The following is a 20,523-nucleotide window of genomic DNA, read 5'->3' on the forward strand; positions in this document are numbered from 1 at the left end:
CCTGAGACAAGACTCATACGGGTCCTGGACAGCCGTTCACCGGTCAATTTCGAACACATATTTCATTTTCACGGGTCGTCAGCCGTTCTACGCCGTGTTCCGAGGTCGCGCCCGGTGCCAGCGGCGCAACAACCCTTCCGGTACCTCTTCGGCCGTCAGCGCGAAGACCAGATGATCGCGCCACGCTCCGTCGATGTGGAGATAACGGGGGCGCAGCCCCTCCTCGCGGAATCCGAGTTTCTCCACGACCCGTCGGCTCGGCGTGTTCTCGGGGCGAATGCAGACCTCGATACGGTGCAGTCCGACCGAGCGGAAGCAGTGGTCCACGGCGAGCGCGACGGCGGTCGGCATGACCCCGCGGCCCGCCACGGACTCGTCGACCCAGTAGCCGACATGGCCCGAGCACATCGAGCCCCAGGTGATCCCCGCGACGGTCAACTGCCCGACGAGGCGGCCCTGGTACTCGATGACGAAGGGCAGCATGCGGCCCGCGCCGGCCTCCGCGCGCAGATGGCGCACCATCTGACGGTAGGTGGGGCGGTGCACGACCGGGCCGCTGGGCGTGGGCGGCGGGATCGTGGCCTCCCAGGGGCGCAGCCAGTCGCGGTTGCGCCGGTTGACCTCGCGCCAGGCCCGCTGGTCACGCAGCTTTATGGGCCTCAGGACGACGTCACCGTCCCGCAGCTCGACGGGCCAGGAGGGGCTGTTCAGCTCGCACCCCCCGGTGGTCCTGGGTGGTCGCCGCCGCGCAGCTGGTCGACCGCGTGCTTCAGCAGCGGTTCCAGGACGGCGAGACCGTCGCGTACACCTCCGGTGGAGCCCGGCAGGTTCACGATGAGCGTCCTGCCCGCCACGCCCGCGAGGCCGCGCGACAGGACGGCGGTGGCCACCTTGTCCCTGCCGTACGCGCGGATCGCCTCCCCGATGCCCGGCACCTCGTGGTCGATGACCTGACGGGTGATGTCGGGGGTGCGGTCGGTGGGCGAGATGCCGGTGCCGCCGGTGGTGAGGATGACGTCGTACCCGGCGTCCACGCCCGCGCGCAGGGCCTGCCCGACCGGGTCGCCGTCGGGTACTACCCGCGGCCCGTCGACGGCGAAGCCGAGCGCGGCCAGGCCCTCGGCGAGGATCGGGCCGCCCCGGTCGGGGTAGACACCGGCGGCGGCACGGTTGGAGGCGGTGACGACGAGCGCGCGGTACGGCGCGCCGTCTCCGTTCGGTGCCGATGCGGATGCCTGTGCGGCTTCTGGTGCGGATGCCGATGCGGATGCCTGTGCGGCTTCCGGTGCGGATGCCTGTGCGGCTTCCGGTGCGGATGCCGATGCGGATGCCTGGGCGGCTTCCGGTGCGGAATCGTGCGCCACGCGTGCGTGCCCGTCGCCCGCGCTCACGCCCCGGCTCCTTCGCGGCTCCACGTCCCCGACTTGCCGCCGGTCTTCTCCTCGACGCGTACGTCGGTGATGACGGCGCCCTTGTCGACGGCCTTGACCATGTCGACGACCGTGAGGGCCGCGACGCTCACCGCGGTGAGGGCCTCCATCTCGACGCCCGTCCGGTCGGTCGTCTTCACCGTGGCGAGGATCTCGACGGCGTCGTCCGCCACGGAGAGGTCGAGCTTCACTCCGGAGACGGCCAGCGGGTGGCAGAGCGGGATGAGGTCGGGCGTGCGCTTGGCGCCCATGATGCCCGCGATCCGCGCGGTGGCCAGGGCGTCGCCCTTGGGTACGCCCTCGCCGCGCAGCAGTTCGATCACGCGCGGCGAGACCCGTACGCGGCCACTGGCGCGGGCGGTGCGTGCGGTCACGTCCTTGGCGGACACATCCACCATGCGGGCGGCGCCCGCCTCGTCGATGTGGGTCAGTCGCTGCTGCTCAGGGGCTCCGGGGGTGTCCCCCCGGGAAATCGCGGTCATGTGCTTGGCGCTCCCGGTCCGGGCCCCGCGCGGTGCGGCGCGCGGGCCTGTTGTGCGCGACACGGTACCGCGCGGGTGGCCCGCTCAGCCGAGCAGGACCACCTCGACGTCCGCGCCCGGCTCCACCGAGGAGGTGTCCTCGGGGATGACGATCAGCGCGTTCGCGTGCGCGAGGGCGGCGATCAGATGCGAACCGGAACCGCCGACGGGCATCACCCGGCCCGCCTCCTCGTCGTACTTCCCGCGCAGGAACTGACGGCGTCCCTCGGGCGAGTGCAGCGCCTTGTCCGACAGCAGCTGCGCGCGCGTGGTGGGCCGCTGCACCTCGGGCAGGCCCATGAGCGTGCGGATCGCGGGGCGCACGAAGAGCTCGAAGGAGACGTACGAGGAGACCGGGTTGCCCGGCAGCGCGAGCAGCGGGGTGTGGTCGGGGCCGATGGAGCCGAACCCCTGCGGCTTGCCCGGCTGCATGGCGAGCTTGCGGAACTCCACGCCGCTGCCCGCCCCGATGCCGTCCTCGGCGTCCGGGTCGCCGATCGAGGACAGGGCCTCCTTCACGACGTCGTACGCGCCGACGCTCACGCCGCCCGTGGTGACGATGAGGTCGGCGCGGATCAGCTGGTCCTCGATGGTGGAGCGCAGCGTCTCGGCGTCGTCGGCGACCGCGCCGACGCGGTAGGCGATGGCTCCGGCATCGCGGGCCGCGGCGGTGAGGGCGAAGCTGTTGGAGTCGTAGATCTGGCCCTCGGCCAACTGCTCGCCGGGCTGGATCAGTTCGCTGCCGGTGGACATGACGACCACGCGGGGGCGGGGGCGCACCTGCACCGTGGCGCGGCCGATGGCGGCGAGCAGGGCGATCTGCGGGGGGCCGAGGACGGTGCCCGCGGGCAGGGCGCGGTCGCCCGTCTGGACGTCGCTGCCCCGCGCGCGTACGTGCGCGCGTGCCTCGGCGGGGCGGTGCACGCGGACCTCGCCGGAGGCGCCCTCGGGGGCGGCGCTGTGGGCGCGCATTCCGGAGACGGGGCCCTCGCCCAGACCGCCGTCGGTCCACTCGACGGGGACGACGGCCTCGGCGCCGGGCGGCAGCGGGGCGCCGGTCATGATGCGGGCCGCCTGGCCCGCGCCGACGGTGGGCTGCTCGCCCGCGCCCGCGGCCACGTCGCCGATGACCGTGAGGACGGCGGGGAACTCCTCGCTCGCGCCCTCGACATCGGCGACCCGTACCGCGTAGCCGTCCATGGAGCTGTTGTCGAAGGGCGGCAGCGAGACGGGCACCGTGACGTCCTCGACCAGGACGCAGCCCTGGGCGTCGAGGAGTTGGAGCTCGATGGGTTCGAGCGGCCGGACGGTCTCGAGGATGTCGTCCAGATGCTCTTCCACCGACCAGTGGTGGTTCTGGCCGATGACCGGTGTCGTCGTGCTGCTGCTCAAAGTGCTACATCTCCTCGGTGACGTAACTGCGGAGCCAGGCCTGGAAGTCCGGGCCCAGATCTTCACGTTCGCACGCGAGTCTGACAATGGCACGCAGATAGTCGCCACGGTCGCCGGTGTCATAGCGGCGGCCCTTGAAGACCACGCCGTGCACCGGGCCGCCGATCTTCTCGTCGGCCGCGAGCTGCTGGAGGGCGTCGGTGAGCTGGATCTCGCCGCCGCGGCCCGGCTCGGTCTTGCGCAGGATGCCGAAGATGCTCGGGTCGAGGACGTAGCGGCCGATGATCGCGTAGTTCGACGGGGCGTCGGCCGCGTCGGGCTTCTCGACCAGGTCGGTGACCTTGACGACATCGCCGTCCTCGGTGGCGTCGACCGCCGCGCAGCCGTAGAGGTGGATCTGCTCGGGGGCCACCTCCATGAGGGCGATGACGCTGCCGCCGTGCCGCTCCCTGACCTCGACCATGCGGGCGAGGAGGGGGTCGCGCGGGTCGATGAGGTCGTCGCCGAGGAGTACGGCGAACGGTTCGTCGCCGACGTGCGGAGCGGCGCACAGGACGGCGTGACCGAGCCCCTTGGGGTCGCCCTGGCGTACGTAGTGCATCGTCGCGAGGTCGCTGGACTCCTGGACCTTGGCGAGACGGGCCTCGTCCCCCTTCTTCAGGAGGGCCGACTCCAGTTCGTAGTTGCGGTCGAAGTGGTCCTCGAGCGGGCGCTTGTTGCGACCGGTGATCATGAGGACATCGTCGAGGCCCGCGGACACGGCCTCCTCGACCACGTACTGGATGGCCGGCTTGTCGACGACCGGCAGCATCTCCTTAGGGGTCGCCTTGGTGGCCGGCAGGAACCGCGTACCGAGACCGGCTGCGGGGATGACCGCCTTGGTGATCCGGTGGTGGGGGGGTTGGGACTCAGTCATGGCGCCACCATATCCGGTGCGTATGCACGGAATCTGTGGGTCCGGATAATTCGGCGGCATATGCGCCACGAGGAAGGAAATGTGAGATCCCCATGAGCGGAACCAGCGGTACCGAGGCCGGTGGCCAGCCAACCAAGCGCAGGTTGCGGCGAGACTTCCTGGCGGTGAGAAGCGGGTTGACCGGGGATGACGCACGGAAGGCGGCCGCGGTTCTCGCCGACCGCGCGCTGGAACTCCCGGAACTCGCCGACGCGCACACCGTCGCGGCGTACGTCTCGGTGGGCAGCGAACCCGGCACCCGTGCCCTGCTCGACGCCCTCCACGCGCGCGGGACCCGTGTTCTGCTCCCGGCGCTGCTCGGGGACAACGACCTGGACTGGGGGGCGTACGACGGGGCGGGCTCGCTCGTCCGCGTGCAACACCAGGGGAAGATCGAGCTGTTGGAGCCCGCGGGCGCGCGGCTCGGGCCCGACGCCGTCCTGACGGCCGACGCCGTGCTGCTGCCGGGGCTCGCCGTCGACGCGCGCGGGATGCGGCTCGGGCGCGGCGGCGGGTCGTACGACCGGGTCCTGGCCCGCCTGGAGCGCGCGGACGCCCACCCCTCCCTCGTGGTGCTCCTGTACGACTCCGAGGTGGTCCCGTACCTGCCCGAGGAGGCGCACGACCAGCCGGTGCACGCCGTCGTGACGCCCTCGGGGGTACGCCGGTTCCGGTAGGGGCCCGCCAACCCGAAAGGGCCCTCCACGCGTGCGTGGAGGGCCCTTTCAGTGCGTGCCGTGTGCGGTCGTCAGGGGCGGAGCACCAGCTTGTCGCTCGTGCTGTCCTCGACCGCCTTCTCCGTGTAGGCCCACGGCAGGAGTTCGCCCTTGGCCCACTTGTCCGTCTGATCGGTGTAGTGGTCGTTGTACGCGTGCCCCGACGCGCCGGTGAGGTTGATCCACTTGGACTTGTCCATGTCCTTGAGGTTCACCACCATGCGCATCGACGGCACCCAGATCACGCCGTAGCCGCCCGCCGCGTTCCAGCCGGTCGCGTTGACCGCGGCCTCGCCGCCGCCGAGGTTCCACGGGCCGCGGTTGAGCACGAACTGCAGCCAGCCGGGTCCTTCGGTGCCCAGCGTCTGGTTCTTCAGCGTGAGCCGGTGCAGGCGGCCCCAGCTCCAGGTGTCGATGTCCTTGCCCAGCTTGGCCGTCAGGTCCCAGCGCGCGTCCTCAAGGGCCCGCTTGAACAGCTGGTCGCGGTTCTTCGTCTCCTTGTCGGTGCGGGTCGCCGGCGCCTTCCACCAGTCGTTGGTCTCGTCGTCGATGATCTTGCGGACCACTTCGTAGTAGCGGTCGCCGCCGTCCGGCTGGGCCGAGTCCGCGTCGCGCTCGCCGCACTCGCGCACCTTCTTGCCCTCGTCGGCGGGGCCGGTGTTGCCGGCCGGCTCGACGTTCAGGCACTGCCCCTTGACGCGCAGCTCCTTGGGGAGCTTGTTGCCGAAGGACAGCTTGAGGATGTTGCGCCAGACGGAGTTGAAGTACGCGGCGGCCGCCGAGTCGGCGTCCTGGGTGTAGTCCCAGCCCTCCAGGAGCTTCTGCGCCTCGCGGACGTACTTGTCCTTGATGTCGATCTTCAGCAGCTTGGGCACGAGCAGCTTGGCGATCTCGCTGCTGTTGTCCATCTGCATGAGGCGCATGTCCTCGGTGGAGATCTTGCCGCCGTTCTTGATCTTCGACTGGATGAGGTCGTCGATCCGCTGGCTGCGCGCTCCGTAGCCCCAGTCCGAGGTCAGCTTGTACGGGTACTTGTCGCTGATCACGGCCTGGTTGGCGGTGACGATGTAGCCCCGCTCCGGGTTGTACTCGTAAGGCAGCGCGCTCTGCGGGATGTAACCGGTCCAGCGGTAGTCCGGGTCCCAGCCCGGCGCCGGGAGCGAGCCGTCGCCCTTGCCGCGGGTGGGGATCCTGCCGGGCGCCTGGTAGCCGATGTTGCCCTTGGTGTCGGCGTAGATCAGGTTCTGGGAGGGCACCTCAAAAGAGGCGGCCGCCTTGCGGAACTGCTTGAAGTTCTCGGCCCGGTTGAGCTCGAAGACGGCGTCCATGGACTTGCCGGGGTCCAGGGCGGTCCAGCGCAGCGCCACTCCGTAGCCGTCGCCCCGGTCGGGGGCCGCGGTGTCGACGTGGGCCTTCTTGCCGACCTTGACCAGTTCGTCGTCGCGGTCGGAGATGAGCGGACCGTTGTCGGTCTCGCGGACCGTGATCTTCTTCGACTTGCCGCCCGCGACCTTGATGGTCTCCGCGCGCGTGGTGAAGGGCACCACCTTGTCGCCGGAGAGGTAGCCGTCGCCGGTGAACTTCTCCAGGTAGAGGTCCGTCACGTCGGCGCCGAGGTTCGTCATGCCCCAGGCGATGTCCTTGTTGTGGCCGATGACCACGCCCGGCATGCCGGAGAAGGTGTAGCCCGAGACGTCGTACCCGCACTTGTCGGAGACCGACCGGCAGTGCAGGCCCATCTGGTACCAGACGGAGGGCAGCTGCGGGGCCAGGTGCGGATCGTTGGCGAGGAGCGGCTTGCCGGTGATGGTGTGCTTGCCGGAGACGACCCAGGAGTTCGAGCCGATGCCGTTGCCGTTCGGGCCGAGGATGGACGGGACCTCGTCCAGGGCGTCGGAGAGGCCCGAGAGCTGCGAGGTCATGCCTTCGGTGCTCTGGGTGCCGCCTGCGATGCCGGATCCCGTGGTTCCGCCGGTGCCTCCGGTTCCGGACTGGGTGCCGGTGCCTGTGCCGGTACCCGTGCCGGTGCCAGTACCCGTGCCGGTGCCAGTGCCCGTTCCCGTACCGGTGCCAGTACCCATGCCAGTACCTGTTCCCGTACCGGTGCCAGTTCCGGCACCCGTGCCAGTTCCGGCACCCGTACCGCCGGCCGTGCCCTCGGGGTCGTACTTCTCGGTGGCGCTGTCGTAGGCGCCTTCCCGGACGATCGGCTTGTTCCGCTTGTACGGGTACTCGGGGTACAGGTCCTTGATCTGCGACGGGCCGAGGCGGCTCGTCATCAGGGAGCGGTCGATCTCGTCCTGCATGTTGCCGCGCAGGTCCCAGGCCATGGCCTTGAGCCAGGCCACGGAGTCGACGGGCGTCCACTGCTGCGGCTTGTAGTCGTTCTTGAAGCCGAGCGCGGCGTACTCGACGGAGATGTCCTCGCCGTCCTTGCCGTCGAGGTAGGCGTTGACTCCCTTGGCGTACGCCTGGAGGTACTTCTTCGTCCGCGGCGAGAGCTTGGTGTCGTACTCCTTCTCCGCCACCCGGTGCCAGCCGAGCGTGCGGAGGAATTCATCGGTCTTGACCTGGCTCTTGCCGAACATCTCGGAGAGCCGCCCGGAGGTCATATGACGGCGTACGTCCATCTCCCAGAAGCGGTCCTGCGCCTGGACGTAACCCTGCGCCATGAAGAGGTCGGCGTCGGAGTCGGCGTAGATCTGCGGGATTCCGTTTCCGTCGCGCTTCACGTCGACGTTGGCGGCCAGACCGTCGAGCTTGATCGATCCCTTGGTCTGCGGGAAGGAAGCGCGCACGGTGCTGACGCTCCAGTACGCGCCGAAGCCGATGCCTCCGACGATGGCCAGGACCAGGACGATCACGACGAGTCGGGCTCGGCGCCCCTTCTTCTTGCCGGACTTATGACCGGAAGAGGCGGTGGTGTTGGAGGGCATCGCTGTCCTTGCTGTCCTTACGCGAGCGGCAGGGCGGGCTGTGCTGTCGACTTGGGGCGGCTCTGGGAGCGCTGGAGCAACCATAGGCGCAGGGCGTCGCGGCTCCGGACGCGGAGTCAGGAACCCGGCCCCCATGAGATCGAATAGTCATTCGATGACATCAAGAAAGCGTTAACAATTAGGTAAGGTAACGAAGTACTCCTACGTAGTGCCCGGCTCCGCTACGTAGTGCTCGGCTCCACGGAGGAAGGAACGGCCCCTGACTGTCCACCACCTCAACCAGCTCCTGCTCGTCTGCTCGCTCGTTCTGCTCGTCGCGGTGGCGGCGGTCCGCATCTCGTCGCGCAGCGGGCTCCCCAGCCTGCTGCTGTACCTCGGCATCGGCATCGCCATGGGCCAGGACGGCATCGGCGACGTCCACTTCGACAACGCCGAACTGACCCAGGTCATCGGCTACGCCGCCCTGGTCGTGATCCTCGCCGAGGGCGGCCTCGGGACGAAGTGGAAAGAGATCAAACCCGCCTTGCCCGCGGCGGCCGTGCTCTCGACCGTCGGCGTCGCCGTCAGCGTCGGCGTCACGGCCGCCGGCGCCCACTACCTCGTCGGACTCGAATGGCGCCAAGCGCTGATCATCGGCGCGGTGGTCTCGTCCACGGACGCGGCCGCGGTCTTCTCGGTCCTGCGGAAGGTGCCGCTCCCCTCGCGCGTGACGGGCATGCTGGAGGCGGAGTCCGGGTTCAACGACGCCCCCGTCGTGATCCTCGTCGTGGCGTTCTCCACGGCGGGCCCGGTGGACGACTGGTACGTACTGATCGGCGAGATCGCCCTGGAGCTGGCGATCGGCGCCACGATCGGCCTCGCGGTCGGCTGGCTCGGCGCCTACGGCATGCGGCACGTGGCGCTGCCCGCCTCCGGCCTCTACCCCATCGCCGTCATGGCGATCGCGGTCACCGCCTACGCGGCGGGCGCCATGGCGCACGGCAGTGGCTTCCTCGCCGTCTACCTCGCCGCGATGGCCCTCGGCAACGCCAGGCTGCCCCACTGGCCCGCCACCCGCGGCTTCGCCGAAGGGCTCGGCTGGATCGCCCAGATCGGCATGTTCGTCCTGCTCGGCCTCCTGGTCACCCCGCACGACCTGCTCGACGACACCTGGCCCGCGATCCTCATCGGCCTGGTCCTGACCGTGGTGGCACGCCCACTGGAGGTCGTGATCAGCCTCCTGCCCTTCCGCCTGCCCTGGCAGGAGAAGGCGCTGCTGTCCTGGGCCGGGCTGCGCGGCGCCGTGCCCATCATCCTGGCGACGATCCCGATGGTGAGCGACGTCGAGGACAGCCAGCGGATCTTCAACATCGTCTTCGTGCTCGTCGTCGTCTACACCCTCATCCAAGGCCCCACGCTGCCCTGGCTGGCCAGGAAGCTGCGGCTCGGCGACTCCTCCGAGGCAGCCGACCTGGGCGTCGAGTCCGCGCCCCTGGAGCGGCTGCAAGGGCATCTCCTTTCGGTGGCCATCCCCCAGGGCTCCCGCATGCACGGCGTCGAGGTCGGTGAGCTGCGGCTGCCCCCGGGGTCGGCCGTCACGCTGGTGGTGCGCGACGGAGAATCGTTCGTGCCGCTGCCGACGACGGTGCTGCGGCGCGGCGACGAACTCCTCGTGGTGGCGACCGACCCGGTGCGGGACGCCGCGGAGAAGCGGCTGCGCGCGGTCGGCCGCGGCGGCAAGCTGGCCAGTTGGCTGGGAACCGACGGAGAAAAACACCAATCGTAGGTGGCGGGGGTCTCATCGGTCGCAATCACAGGGCCAAATGGGACCTCCCCCTGTACGATGAAGGCATCTGATCGACCAACTCTGCCTGAAGCAGAGCTGGCGCGACCGTATGGCGGCCGTGACGCCCCCGCAGTGGGCCCCGGCATCTACCGCAGTTCCGCGCAAGAGGACAGCTCTCGGCGCCGCCGCCCTAAAAGGGGGGCGCGCTACCAGGCGGCAGAAAGGCACGGGCCGTGGCATCCACGGTCACCGAATCCCGCCCCGGCTACGGACAGCTCCTTCGCACCCCGCGCGCCTGGACGTTCCTGCTGCCCGGCTTCGCGGCGCGCCAGCCGTTCGCGATGCTGACCATCTCCATCGTGCTGCTCGTGCAGCACACCACCGGCTCGTACGGTGCCGCGGGCGCCGTCTCGGCCGCCACGGGTGTCTCCATGGCGCTCTTCGCCCCCTTCAGCGGCAAGCTCGCCGACCGTTTCGGCCAGCGCGCCGTGCTGGTGCCGGGCATCCTGGTGCACTCCGCGTCCGTCGTCGCGCTGACGGTGCTCGCGCTCTCCGACGCCCCCCTGTGGGCACTTTTCGTCGCCGCCGTGCCCGCGGGCGCCTCGACCCCGCAGATCGGCCCCATGGTGCGGGCCCGCTGGGGCGTCAAGCTCCAGGACTCCCCGCTGGCCACCACCGCGGCCGCCTTCGAGTCGGTCACCGACGAGCTGACCTTCGTCCTCGGCCCGCTCGTCGCGACCGCGCTGTGCACCACCATCGACCCCTCCGCCGGCCTCCTGACGGAAGCCGGGCTCACGCTGGTCGGCGGCCTCCTCTTCGCCGCGCAGAAGAGCACTCAGCCCAAGCCCTCCTCCCACCACGAAGGGCACGCGCGCGTGGAGCACGTCTCCGCGCTGCGCATCCCCGGGGTGCGGGTTCTGATCGCGACGTTCCTCGGCATCGGCGCCGTCTTCGGCGGCATGCAGGTCTCGCTGGCCGCCTTCACCGAGTCGATCGGCGAGCCCGGCCTCAACGGCGTCCTGTACGGCACGTTCGCGGCGGGCAACATGCTCTCCGGTGTCGTCTGCGGCGCCATCGCCTGGAAGGTCTCCCCGCAGCGGCGCCTCCTCGTCGGGTACACGGCGCTGACCCTGATGGCCTCGGGCCTGTGGGCCGCGCACTCCGTGCTGCTGCTCGCCGGGCTCGGCCTGCTGGTCGGCGTCTGCATCGCGCCCGCGCTGATCACCGGCTACACCCTGGTCGACAAGCTGGTCGCGCCTACCGGCCGCACGGAGGCCTTCACCTGGCTGACCGGCGCGGTCGCGCTCGGCCAGGCGGCCGCCGTCACGGTCGCCGGGCAGCTGGAGGACCGCCTCTGGGACGGGGCCGGCTTCCTGGTCCCGCTGGGCGGCACGGCACTGGCCCTCATGGTCCTCGTGACGCTCCGGTCGCGGCTCGTTCCCAAGCCCTCCAGCCGCACGGTCGCGCGTGGCGTCGGTCACCGCGTGCCGGTGTCGGTGGACTGATCTCGCGGAATACGTCACTATGGACCGTCGTTAGCACTCATCGAGTGAGAGTGCCAGGAGGAAGCAAGTGCCGACGTACCAGTACCAGTGCACCGAGTGCGGCGAGGGCCTCGAGGCGGTGCAGAAGTTCACCGATGACGCCCTGACCGAGTGCCCCAACTGCAACGGACGCCTCAAGAAGGTGTTCTCGGCGGTTGGCATCGTCTTCAAGGGCTCCGGCTTCTACCGCAACGACAGCCGCGGCTCGTCGTCGAGCAGCACGCCGGCCAACGCGTCGTCGAAGTCCTCGACAGCGAGCTCGTCCTCGTCGGGCTCCTCGGACTCGAAGGCGGCCTCGTCCTCCTCGTCCTCGGACTCGAAGTCGTCCGGCTCCGCCTCGACGTCCACGTCGTCGAGCTCGGCCGCCTAAAGCTCTCCCGCACGTCCTCCGTGCGACCCCGCCGTCCTGGTGACGGCGGGGTCGTCGGCGTTCCCCGACCGGGCTACTGTGCGGGCCATGGTGAACACGGCGAACGCCGCGCGGGCCGAGATCGGCGTGATCGGCGGCTCCGGCTTCTACTCCTTCCTCGACGACGTGACCGAGATCCAGGTCGACACCCCCTACGGGGTGCCGAGCGACTCCCTCTTCGTCGGTGAGGTCGCGGGCCGAAGGGTCGCCTTCCTCCCCCGGCACGGCCGCGGCCACCACCTGCCGCCGCACCGCATCAACTACCGCGCCAACCTCTGGGCCCTGCGCTCGGTCGGCGTGCGCCAGGTGCTCGGCCCCTGCGCGGTCGGCGGACTGCGGCCCGAGTACGGGCCCGGGACCCTCCTCGTGCCCGACCAGCTCGTGGACCGCACGCAAAGCCGTGCCCAGACCTACTTCGACGGGGTGCCGCTGCCCGACGGCAGCGTGCCGAACGTCGTGCACGTGTCGCTCGCCGACCCCTACTGTCCCGCGGGCCGCGCCGCCGCGCTGAAGGCCGCCCGCGGCCGCGACTGGGCGGAGCCGGTGGACGGCGGGACGCTCGTCGTGATCGAGGGCCCGCGCTTCTCGACGCGGGCCGAGTCCCGCTGGTACGCGGCGCAGGGCTGGTCGGTGGTGGGCATGACCGGGCATCCGGAGGCGGCGCTCGCCCGGGAACTGGAGCTCTGCTATACGTCATTGGCGCTGGTCACGGACCTGGACGCGGGAGCGTCCACCGGCGAGGGCGTCTCGCACGACGAGGTCCTGCGGGTGTTCGCCGCCAATGTGGGCCGGCTGCGGGACGTGCTGTTCGACGCGGTGGCGGCGCTGCCGACGAGCGGGGAGCGCGAGGGCTGCCTGTGTGCGGGGGCGCTGGGCGGGATGGACCCGGGGATCCGGCTGCCGTAAGCGCGCCAGAGCCGCCGGATAGGCGGAACCTCCCCTTCGGGTGAGGGAGTTGTCCACAACCGGCGAGTAGTCCACGGGCCTCAGCGGGATTCGGCGCGGACTTGCATCGTGAGAACGCAAGCCGAATTCCTCGCACCGCAGGCGGTGGTCGTCATGACGCACATCTCGCACCTCCCTTCCCGGGCCCGGCCGGCAGACGGCTGCCCGGTCCCCCACTTCCCGCCCGTGCGAGTGCGCGGCGGGCATCCGCGGCTGCGCCTGCTGCTGCGGCACAGACGGCGGGCGATGGCCGTGGGACTCGCGATGACCGCGGCGGCCCTCGCGGTCACGGCGCCGCGGGCTCCCGCGCCTGCCCCGCAGGAGGCGGCGGCCACGGCGGACCCGGTACGGGAGCGGCGGGCCCCCGGGACCTCGGCCGAGCAGACGACGGTGACGGCGCCGGTGCGGATCGCGGACGCGGACGCGGTGCGCCTGCTGCGCCCCGGCGACCGGGTCGACGTGATCGCCGCCGGTGGCTCGCCCGGCGAGAGCACCGAGCCGCGGGTGGTGGCGTCGGGGGCGCGGGTGTCCGACGTGCCCGAGCCGGGGGACGGTCCCGCGGAGAGCGGCGCCCTGGTGGTCTTGTCCGTACCGAGGGAGACGGCGGCACGGCTCGCCGGGGCCGCGGCGAACGCGCGTCTGGCGGTGACCCTGCGATGAGCCGGACCATTCACGATCGCACTGACAGCCTGTCAAGTAGCTCGTTGGTGTGCGCGCATTGGACAGGTGCGCCATGGTCTGACGTAGGTTGCGAAGTCGTTTGTTCCGCAACCCGCACATGCAACGAAAGGCCTCGTGGTGAGCGAGAAGAAGGAACCGGGCGTCTGGGAGGGCTTCAAGGCCTTCCTGATGCGCGGCAATGTCGTCGACCTGGCGGTCGCGGTGGTCATCGGCGCCGCGTTCACGAACATCGTGAACTCCGTGGTCAAGGGCGTCATCAACCCGCTCGTCGGCGCCTTCGGGACGAAGGATCTCGACCACTACAGCTCGTGCCTGAAGTCTCCCTGCCACGTGAACAAGGCGGGCGAGGTCACCGACGGCATCCCGATCATGTGGGGATCCGTGCTCAGCTCGGTCCTCCAGTTCGTGATCACCGCGGCCGTCGTGTACTTCCTGATGGTGCTGCCCATGGCCAAGTACCTGGCGCGGGTGGCGGCCCGGCGGGCCGAGAAGGAGGGCACGAAGGAGGTCATGGAGATCACCGAGCTGGAGGTGCTCAAGGAGATCCGCGACAGCTTGGTGGCGCAGCGCGGGCCGGGGCCCCGCAAGGAGTAGCCCGACGCGTAGCCCGAGCGGCAGCGGGGGGCGTGACGCGGGCCGCAGCGCGGGCTCAGATGTGGTGGGGCGGCTTCTCGTCGAGGAAGCGTGCGAGGTCGGCGGCGCTGTCGCTGCCCGCCTCGGTCCGCTCGCCCCACCCCCGGTCCGTATCGTCCGAAGACTGCTGCGACAGCGGATCGTCGAAGACCAGGGCGTTCCCCGGCCGCTTCTTCGGGTCCTTCCGGGCCTTCGGAGCCGTCGGGCCCTCCGGAGCCTTCGGCTCGTCCGGATCTCGCGGTTCGGGGGCGGGGGCGGTGCTCATGCCTCCAGGGTACGCCGGGCCCCCCGACGGCTTCCGCGAGCAGTTCCCCTCAGACTGTCTTGAGGCCCTGAGCTGCGAAGATCTCCTTCGCCGCGGTCACCTGCGCCGGGGTGGGCGAGGGGGCGTCGCGCAGGGCGAAATCCTTGCCGAGCGCGTCCCACTTCGCCTCACCCAGCTTGTGGAAGGGCAGCACGTCGACGCGGGACACGTTGCCGAGCGAGGCGGCGAAGCGGGCGACGCCCTCGATGTTCGCCGGATCGTCGGTCAGTCCGGGGACGAGGACGAAGCGGATCCAGGTCTCCTGACCGAGTCCGGCCAGACGGTGGGCGAAGTCGAGGGTGGGCCGCAGCGGACGGCCGGTGATCCGCTGGTAGGTGCCGGGGTCCCAGGACTTGATGTCGAGCAGGACCAGGTCGGCATCGCGCAGCAGGGCGTCGGTGGCGCGAGCACCGAGGAAGCCGGACGTGTCGAGCGCGGTGTGCAGGCCCAGTTCGTGCTTGAAGCGGTGCAGGAGTTCGCCGGTGAAGACGGGCTGCAGGAGGGGCTCTCCGCCGCTGACGGTGGCCCCGCCCCCGGCGACCGAGATGAACCGGGTGAACTTGGCGGCCTCGGCGATCACGTCGTCGGCCGTGGTCCGCTTGCCCGCGCGCATCCGCCACGTGTCGGGGTTGTGGCAGTACAGGCAGGTCAGCGGGCATCCGGCGAGGAACGTGACGAAGCGCGACCCCGGCCCGTCCACACCGGTGGACAGGTCCCAGGAGTGGACCGAGCCGGTGACGGGGCGGTGCGTGGCGACCGCCGCGGGGGTGAGGACAGCCATGACGGAACTCCCGGGCTACTGGCAGTACGTGGTGTGCGCGGCGCCCGGGGCCGGGGTGAGGGCCCGGCCCCGGGGCCGCGGTTCAGGGGCGGCTCCCCGGAGGGAACCGGTGGCTCAGAGCGAGCCGTGGAAGGTGCGGTTGATGACGTCCAGCTGCTGGTCGCGGGTGAGCCGGATGAAGTTGACCGCGTATCCGGACACCCGGATCGTGAGCTGCGGATAGTTCTCCGGGTGCTCCATGGCGTCCTCCAGCGTCGCCTTGTCGAGCACGTTGACGTTCATGTGGAAGCCGTCGCTCGCCATGAAGCCGTCCAGGACGCCGGCGAGGTTCGCGATCCGCTCCTCGGGGGTGCGGCCGAGGGCGTCGGGGGTGATGGTGTTGGTCAGCGAGATGCCGTCCTCGGCGTCGTCGTAGTCGAGCTTGGCGACCGACATCGCGGAGGCGATGTAGCCGTGCTCGTCGCGGCCGTTCATCGGGTTGGCCCCGGGGGCGAAGGGCTCGCCCGCGCGGCGGCCGTCGGGGGTGTTGCCGGTCTTCTTGCCGTAGACGACGTTCGAGGTGATGGTCAGCACCGACTGGGTGTGCACCGCGCCGCGGTAGGTGGGGTGCTCGCGGACCTTCGCCATGAAGTCGTGCACGATGCGCCGGGCGATGTCGTCCGCGCGGTCGTCGTTGTTGCCGTAGGCGGGGTAGTCGCCCTCGATCTCGTAGTCGACGGCGAGGCCGCTGTCGTCGCGGATCACCTTGACCCTCGCGTGCTTGATCGCCGAGAGCGAGTCGGCGGCGACCGAGAGGCCCGCGATGCCGCACGCCATGGTGCGCAGGACCTCCTGGTCGTGCAGCGCCATCTCGATGCGTTCGTAGGCGTACTTGTCGTGCATGTAGTGGATGACGTTGAGCGCGTGGACGTACGTCTTGGCCAGCCAGTCGAGCATCGCGTCGTACCGGCGCACGACGGTCGCGTAGTCCAGGTACTCGCCCTCGACGGGGGTGAAGCCCTCGACGACGGTCTTGCCCGTCCTCTCGTCGCGTCCTCCGTTGATCGCGTAGAGGAGCGCCTTGGCGACGTTCACGCGGGCGCCGAAGAACTGCATCTGTTTGCCGACGGCCATGGCCGAGACGCAGCAGGCGATCGCGGTGTCGTCGCCGTACTTGGGACGCATCAGCTCGTCGGACTCGAACTGGATGGCCGAGGTGTCGATGGCGACCCTGGCGGCGAACTCCTTGAAACCCTGGGGCAGTCGCCGCGACCAGAAGACCGTGAGGTTCGGCTCGGGGGCCGGGCCGAGATTGTAGAGGGTCTGCAGGGCGCGGAAGGTGGTGCGCGAGACCAGCGGGCGGCCGTCCTCGCCGATGCCGGCCATCGACCAGGTGACCCAGGTCGGGTCGCCGGAGTAGAGCTCGTTGTACTCGGGGGTGCGCAGGAAGCGGACGATGCGGAGCTTGATGACGAAGTCGTCGATGAACTCCTGGGCGTCGGTCTCGGTGATGCGGCCCGCGTCGATGTCGCGCTGCAGGTAGATGTCGAGGAAATTGTCGATGCGGCCGATCGACATGGCCGCGCCGTTCTGCTCCTTCACGGCGGCGAGGTAGGCGAAGTAGAGCCACTGGATGGCCTCGCGGCCGGTGGTGGCGGGCCGGGAGATGTCGTAGCCGTACGACATCGCCATGGCCTTCAGTTCCTTGAGTGCCTTGATCTGCTCGGAGATCTCCTCGCGGCCGCGGATGACGTCCTCGGTCGCCCACCGTTCGCCGAGGGCGGCCTTGTCGGCCTCCTTCGCCGCGATCAGGCGGTCCACACCGTAGAGGGCGACGCGGCGGTAGTCGCCGATGATGCGGCCGCGGCCGTAGGCGTCGGGGAGGCCGGTGATGATGCCCGAGGAGCGGCAGGCGCGGATCTCGGGCGTGTAGGCGTCAAAGACGCCTTCGTTGTGGGTCTTGCGCAGGTGCGTGTAGACGTCCCTGACCTCGGGGTCGGCCGCGTAGCCGTAGGCGTTGAGGGCGCCTTCGACCATCCGCCAGCCGCCGTTGGGCATGATGGCGCGCTTGAGCGGGGCGTCGGTCTGCAGGCCGACGATCAGGTCCTTGTGGTCGGCGGCGGTGCCGTCGACGTAGCCGGGCTTGAAGGCGTCGATGCGCGAAGGGGTCTTCACGTCCACGTCGTGGATGCCGCGCTCGATCTCCTCGGGGAACATCGAGAGGAGCTTCTGCCAGACCTGGGTGGTGCGTTCGGTGGCGCCGGCCAGGAAGGAGCCGTCTCCTTCGTACGGGGTGTAGTTCCGCTGCACGAAGTCACGGACGTCGATGGCGTCCCGCCACAGGCCGCCCTTGAAGCCGTCCCAGGCCTCGCCGTTCACTGTCGTTTCCGCGGGAATGGCCGTCATGAGCCGCACCTTCCGTGTCGCTTCTTCGCTCTGCCTCCATTGCACTCCTCTTTGATCGATCAGAGAGGCGGCAATGGTCCTGGTTCAGAGGCCGGAGGTCCCGTCGCACCGCGAGGAAATAGGCGGGAAGCCACTCTGACCTGCGCATTCCTTCGGGACTTTGGACCCATGTCCGCTTGTGAATGCATTCACAAGAAAGCCGGGACGGCACCCGGTTCAGCTGGGCGACTCCGCGTTCTTGCGGGCGTAGAACCACCAGGCGACCGCGATGCAGCTGGCGTAGAAGGCCACGAAACCCCACATGGCCCCGGTGACCGGGAAGTTGGCGAACATCGCAGGGATGAAGAAGAAGCCGTACGCCGCGATGGCGGAGGTGAAGCCGGTGACGGCGCCCGCCTCCATCTCCGACTGCTTCAGCGCCTTCGCGTACGCGGGCGTGCCCTCGGTCAGGCCCTTCAGGTGCTGGTTGCGGAAGATCACGGGGATCTGGCGGAACGTGGAGCCGTTGCCGATGCCCGAGAAGAAGAACGCGCAGAGGAAGCAGGCGAAGAAGCCCCAGAAGTTGCCGTCGTCGCCGCCGGAGGGCAGGAAGTTGATGACGCCGATGATCGAGAGCGCCATGCCGACGAACGAGATGATGGTGACCCTCGCACCGCCGATCTTGTCGGCGATCCAGCCGCCGGCCCAGCGGGCGAGCGCGCCCACGGTCGGGCCCATCCAGGCGTAGGTGGCCGCGGAGTAGGCCGCGTCGATCGGGGTGAAGGTGGTCTTGATGAGCATGGGCAGGGCGGCGGCGAAGCCGATGAAGGAGCCGAACGTGCCGACGTAGAGCCAGGTCATCAGCCAGTTGTGCTTGCGCTTGAAAATGATCTTCTGCTGGCTGAACGGGGTGGAGGCGACCTTGAGGTCGTTCTGGCCGAACCACGCGACGGCGGCCAGGATCACCAGGACCGGCACCCACAGGAACGCCGCGTTCTGCAGCCAGACCGCCGAGCCGTCCGCCCTGTGCTGGGCCGAGCCGACCGCGATGACCGAGCTGGTGATGACGATCGGGGTGAGCAGCTGGACGACGGAGACACCGAGGTTGCCGAGGCCGCCGTTGATGCCGGTGGCGTTGCCCTTGTCCTTCTTGGGGAAGAAGAAGCCGATGTTGGCGAGGGACGAGGCGAAGTTGGCGCCGCCGATGCCGCAGAGGGCCGCGATGGCGATCATCACGCCGTACGAGGTGCCGGGGTTCTGGACGGCGACGCCGAGCCAGATCAGCGGGACGACCAGGACGACGGTGGAGAGCGCGGTGAAGCGGCGCTGGCCGATCATCGGGCCGAGGAAGGTGTAGAGGATCCGGGCCGTGCCGCCCGTCAGACCCGGGACCGCCGTCAGCCAGAACAGCTGCGAGGTGGAGAAGCCGAACCCGACGTCCTTCAGGTTGGTCGCGGTGACCGACCACACCTGCCAGACGACGAAGGCGACCAGGAGGGCGGGGACCGCGATCCACAGGTTGCGGGCGGCGACCTTGCGGCCGGTGGACTTCCAGAAGAGCTCGTTCTCCGGCTCCCAGTCGGTGATGGTGCGGCCGGGTCGGTACTGCGCGGGGTCATACGTCGTGCCCGCGCTCGGGTTCGCGCTCGGGCTCGGGCTCACGCTCGCGCTCGCGCTCGGGGGAGCGGTGGGTGCTGGTCGAACGGCAGGCGGTGTCATGTTGGTTCCCGGTTCGCTCAGGGTCCCGACCTTGTTACGGGGCCTGACATATCCACGGTCCGTCGCGCGGGCGCGCGCGGGCAGAGGCGTAGGACACGGGGTGGCCGGGCCAAAGAGGAGGGAGCTGACGGGACTTCGGGCCTCGGGCGGGCAGGTACCTCCCGATGCCGTGCGGGGCACGGCACCCCGGCACCCCGGCACCCCGACACCCCGCACGGCCACGCTCGTGGTACGCCTTCCCCATGACCTCTGATGCCTCGAACGTGCCCGGGTCCCTGACCGATGTCGCCGGGCTCCGTGTCGGTCACGCGACGCGGACCGGGGGCGGCCGGCTCACCGGCACCACCGTGGTGCTCGCCCCCGAGGGCGGCGCCGTCGCAGCCGTCGACGTACGCGGTGGCGGCCCCGGCACCCGTGAGACGGACGCCCTCGACCCGCGCAATCTGGTGCAGCGGGTCGAGGCCGTCGTCCTCACCGGCGGCAGTGCGTACGGGCTGGACGCGGCGTCCGGGGTGGTGGCGTGGCTGGAGGAGCGGGGCCGGGGGGTGCAGGTCGGGCCCGACCCCTCCCACGTCGTCCCCGTCGTCCCGGCCGCCTGCGTCTTCGACCTGGGCCGGGGTGGCGACTTCAAGGCCAGGCCCGACGCGGCGACCGGCCGGGCGGCCGTCGAGGCGGCCGCCCGCACCGGACTGTTCGCCGCCGTCGAGGAGGGCGGCGTAGGCGCGGGCACCGGCGCGGTGGTCGGCAGCTTCAAGGGCGGCATCGGCAGCGCGAGCGTCCGCCTCGGCTCGGGGATCACGGTCGCCGCGCTGGTCGTGGCGAACGCCGCGGGCTCGGCGGTCGACCCGGAGACGGGCGCGTTGTACGGGCAGTACTTCGCGGGGCGGCGGGTGAGTTGCCCGTCGCCCGAGGTCCACGAGGAGGCGAAGCGGCGTCTCGCCGAGGCCGCCGCGGAGAACGGGCCGCCACCGCTGAACACGACCCTGGCCGTGGTCGCGACCGACGCCGAACTCACCAAGGCGCAGGCGCAGAAGCTGGCCGGCACGTCGCACGACGGCATGGCGCGCGCGGTGCGGCCCGTGCACCTCCTCAACGACGGCGACACGGTCTTCGCCCTCGCCACCGGCGCCCACGCCCTGGCCGCCGAAAGACCGCTCGCCCTCAACGAGGTCCTCGCCGCGGGCGCGGACGTCGTGACGGAGGCGATCGTGCGGGCGATGCTGGCGGCGGAGTCCGTGAGGACGCCGGGCGGCACGTTCCCCGCGTACCCCGACCTCTACGGGGGGCGGTGACAGATGGGCAGATGGACAGATGGACAGATGGACAGATGGCGGGAGGGCAGCCCAAATAGGGTCAAATACCAACCACACCCCGCCCGTTGAAGCACTGAATGTGCCCACACTCACACCACCCGGCGGGAACCTTCAG

18 protein-coding genes are annotated in these 20,523 nt (G+C 70.3%); 8 read left to right on the forward strand and 10 right to left on the reverse strand.

Translation table 11 applies throughout. The features are described 5' to 3' along the window. Window positions 1-87: 87 nt before the first annotated feature. From AC07DI_RS06200 to galU, 5 genes are all read right to left on the reverse strand, one after another. Window positions 88-711, reverse strand: coding sequence for a GNAT family N-acetyltransferase (locus tag AC07DI_RS06200; protein ID WP_384262727.1), 624 nt, complete (start codon window positions 709-711; stop codon window positions 88-90). Further along, window positions 708-1,391 carry a MogA/MoaB family molybdenum cofactor biosynthesis protein gene (locus AC07DI_RS06205; RefSeq protein WP_478902523.1) on the reverse strand — a complete coding sequence of 228 codons (684 nt, stop codon included), beginning with the start codon at window positions 1,389-1,391 and terminating at the stop codon, window positions 708-710. The genes AC07DI_RS06200 and AC07DI_RS06205 overlap by 4 nt, the downstream gene beginning before the upstream one ends. Beyond that, entirely contained in the window at window positions 1,388-1,912 is a 525-nt protein-coding gene (gene moaC, locus AC07DI_RS06210; protein ID WP_384262678.1) for a cyclic pyranopterin monophosphate synthase MoaC, read from the reverse strand. The genes AC07DI_RS06205 and moaC overlap by 4 nt, the downstream gene beginning before the upstream one ends. 84 nt (window positions 1,913-1,996) lie before the next feature. Beyond that, a complete protein-coding gene (gene glp, locus AC07DI_RS06215) occupies window positions 1,997-3,343 on the reverse strand; it encodes a molybdotransferase-like divisome protein Glp (protein ID WP_478902525.1) in 1,347 nt (448 codons plus the stop codon). A 4-nt stretch (window positions 3,344-3,347) separates the two neighbouring features. After that, window positions 3,348-4,259, reverse strand: a complete 912-nt coding sequence (gene galU / locus AC07DI_RS06220; protein WP_384262673.1) for a UTP--glucose-1-phosphate uridylyltransferase GalU — start codon at window positions 4,257-4,259, stop codon at window positions 3,348-3,350. Between the two features lie 92 nt (window positions 4,260-4,351). On the opposite strand from galU, the gene AC07DI_RS06225 reads away from it, so the two are divergent. Beyond that, complete coding sequence (locus tag AC07DI_RS06225) at window positions 4,352-4,975, forward strand: 5-formyltetrahydrofolate cyclo-ligase (RefSeq protein WP_478902526.1); 624 nt, start codon at window positions 4,352-4,354, stop codon at window positions 4,973-4,975. Between the two features lie 71 nt (window positions 4,976-5,046). Here the strand turns inward: AC07DI_RS06225 and AC07DI_RS06230 are convergent, their stop codons facing one another. After that, on the reverse strand, window positions 5,047-7,950 hold the full coding sequence (locus AC07DI_RS06230) for a penicillin acylase family protein (protein ID WP_478902528.1): 2,904 nt from the start codon (window positions 7,948-7,950) through the stop codon (window positions 5,047-5,049). 259 nt (window positions 7,951-8,209) lie between these two features. On the opposite strand from AC07DI_RS06230, the gene AC07DI_RS06235 reads away from it, so the two are divergent. The 6 genes from AC07DI_RS06235 to mscL all read left to right on the forward strand — a co-directional run bounded on the left by AC07DI_RS06235 (window position 8,210) and on the right by mscL (window position 13,888). Continuing rightward, the gene (locus AC07DI_RS06235; protein ID WP_478902852.1) at window positions 8,210-9,715 is read left to right on the forward strand and encodes a potassium/proton antiporter; all 1,506 of its coding nucleotides are present in this window, start codon (window positions 8,210-8,212) and stop codon (window positions 9,713-9,715) included. Between the two features lie 233 nt (window positions 9,716-9,948). After that, on the forward strand, window positions 9,949-11,220 hold the full coding sequence (locus tag AC07DI_RS06240; protein ID WP_478902530.1) for an MFS transporter: 1,272 nt from the start codon (window positions 9,949-9,951) through the stop codon (window positions 11,218-11,220). A gap of 67 nt (window positions 11,221-11,287) precedes the next feature. Next, on the forward strand, window positions 11,288-11,629 hold the full coding sequence (locus tag AC07DI_RS06245) for an FmdB family zinc ribbon protein (RefSeq protein WP_478902531.1): 342 nt from the start codon (window positions 11,288-11,290) through the stop codon (window positions 11,627-11,629). An 87-nt stretch (window positions 11,630-11,716) separates the two neighbouring features. Then, on the forward strand, window positions 11,717-12,574 hold the full coding sequence (locus AC07DI_RS06250) for an S-methyl-5'-thioadenosine phosphorylase (RefSeq protein WP_478902532.1): 858 nt from the start codon (window positions 11,717-11,719) through the stop codon (window positions 12,572-12,574). Window positions 12,575-12,682: 108 nt separating this feature from the next. Then, window positions 12,683-13,273, forward strand: coding sequence for an RcpC/CpaB family pilus assembly protein (locus tag AC07DI_RS06255; RefSeq protein ID WP_478902533.1), 591 nt, complete (start codon window positions 12,683-12,685; stop codon window positions 13,271-13,273). A 135-nt stretch (window positions 13,274-13,408) separates the two neighbouring features. Further along, window positions 13,409-13,888 (forward strand): large conductance mechanosensitive channel protein MscL, encoded by a 480-nt coding sequence (gene mscL / locus AC07DI_RS06260; protein ID WP_478902535.1) that lies wholly within the window; start codon window positions 13,409-13,411, stop codon window positions 13,886-13,888. Between the two features lie 55 nt (window positions 13,889-13,943). Here mscL and AC07DI_RS06265 read toward each other — a convergent pair whose 3' ends face one another. From AC07DI_RS06265 to AC07DI_RS06280, 4 genes are all read right to left on the reverse strand, one after another. Beyond that, complete coding sequence (locus AC07DI_RS06265) at window positions 13,944-14,192, reverse strand: hypothetical protein (protein WP_478902536.1); 249 nt, start codon at window positions 14,190-14,192, stop codon at window positions 13,944-13,946. Window positions 14,193-14,241: 49 nt separating this feature from the next. Continuing rightward, complete coding sequence (gene pflA / locus AC07DI_RS06270) at window positions 14,242-15,012, reverse strand: pyruvate formate-lyase-activating protein (protein ID WP_478902538.1); 771 nt, start codon at window positions 15,010-15,012, stop codon at window positions 14,242-14,244. A gap of 114 nt (window positions 15,013-15,126) precedes the next feature. After that, on the reverse strand, window positions 15,127-17,397 hold the full coding sequence (gene pflB / locus AC07DI_RS06275) for a formate C-acetyltransferase (protein WP_478902539.1): 2,271 nt from the start codon (window positions 17,395-17,397) through the stop codon (window positions 15,127-15,129). A gap of 216 nt (window positions 17,398-17,613) precedes the next feature. Further along, a complete protein-coding gene (locus tag AC07DI_RS06280) occupies window positions 17,614-19,038 on the reverse strand; it encodes a NarK family nitrate/nitrite MFS transporter (protein ID WP_478902540.1) in 1,425 nt (474 codons plus the stop codon). Window positions 19,039-19,337: 299 nt separating this feature from the next. Between AC07DI_RS06280 and AC07DI_RS06285 the strand changes: the two genes are divergently transcribed. Then, entirely contained in the window at window positions 19,338-20,387 is a 1,050-nt protein-coding gene (locus AC07DI_RS06285) for a P1 family peptidase (RefSeq protein WP_478902542.1), read from the forward strand. The last annotated feature ends 136 nt before the right edge of the window (window positions 20,388-20,523 follow it).

This window comes from Streptomyces sp. NPDC044106, assembly GCF_056433985.1.

Excerpts from the sequence above, each read along its gene's own strand:
- AC07DI_RS06250 (WP_478902532.1), top strand. The coding sequence starts at position 11,717 with ATGGTGAACACGGCGAACGCCGCGCGGGCCGAGATCGGCGTGATCGGC.
- galU (WP_384262673.1), bottom strand. The coding sequence starts at position 4,259 with ATGACTGAGTCCCAACCCCCCCACCACCGGATCACCAAGGCGGTCATC.
- AC07DI_RS06265 (WP_478902536.1), bottom strand. The coding sequence starts at position 14,192 with ATGAGCACCGCCCCCGCCCCCGAACCGCGAGATCCGGACGAGCCGAAG.
- AC07DI_RS06230 (WP_478902528.1), bottom strand. The coding sequence starts at position 7,950 with ATGCCCTCCAACACCACCGCCTCTTCCGGTCATAAGTCCGGCAAGAAG.
- AC07DI_RS06285 (WP_478902542.1), top strand. The coding sequence starts at position 19,338 with ATGACCTCTGATGCCTCGAACGTGCCCGGGTCCCTGACCGATGTCGCC.
- pflA (WP_478902538.1), bottom strand. The coding sequence starts at position 15,012 with ATGGCTGTCCTCACCCCCGCGGCGGTCGCCACGCACCGCCCCGTCACC.
- moaC (WP_384262678.1), bottom strand. The coding sequence starts at position 1,912 with ATGACCGCGATTTCCCGGGGGGACACCCCCGGAGCCCCTGAGCAGCAG.
- AC07DI_RS06225 (WP_478902526.1), top strand. The coding sequence starts at position 4,352 with ATGAGCGGAACCAGCGGTACCGAGGCCGGTGGCCAGCCAACCAAGCGC.
- pflB (WP_478902539.1), bottom strand. The coding sequence starts at position 17,397 with ATGACGGCCATTCCCGCGGAAACGACAGTGAACGGCGAGGCCTGGGAC.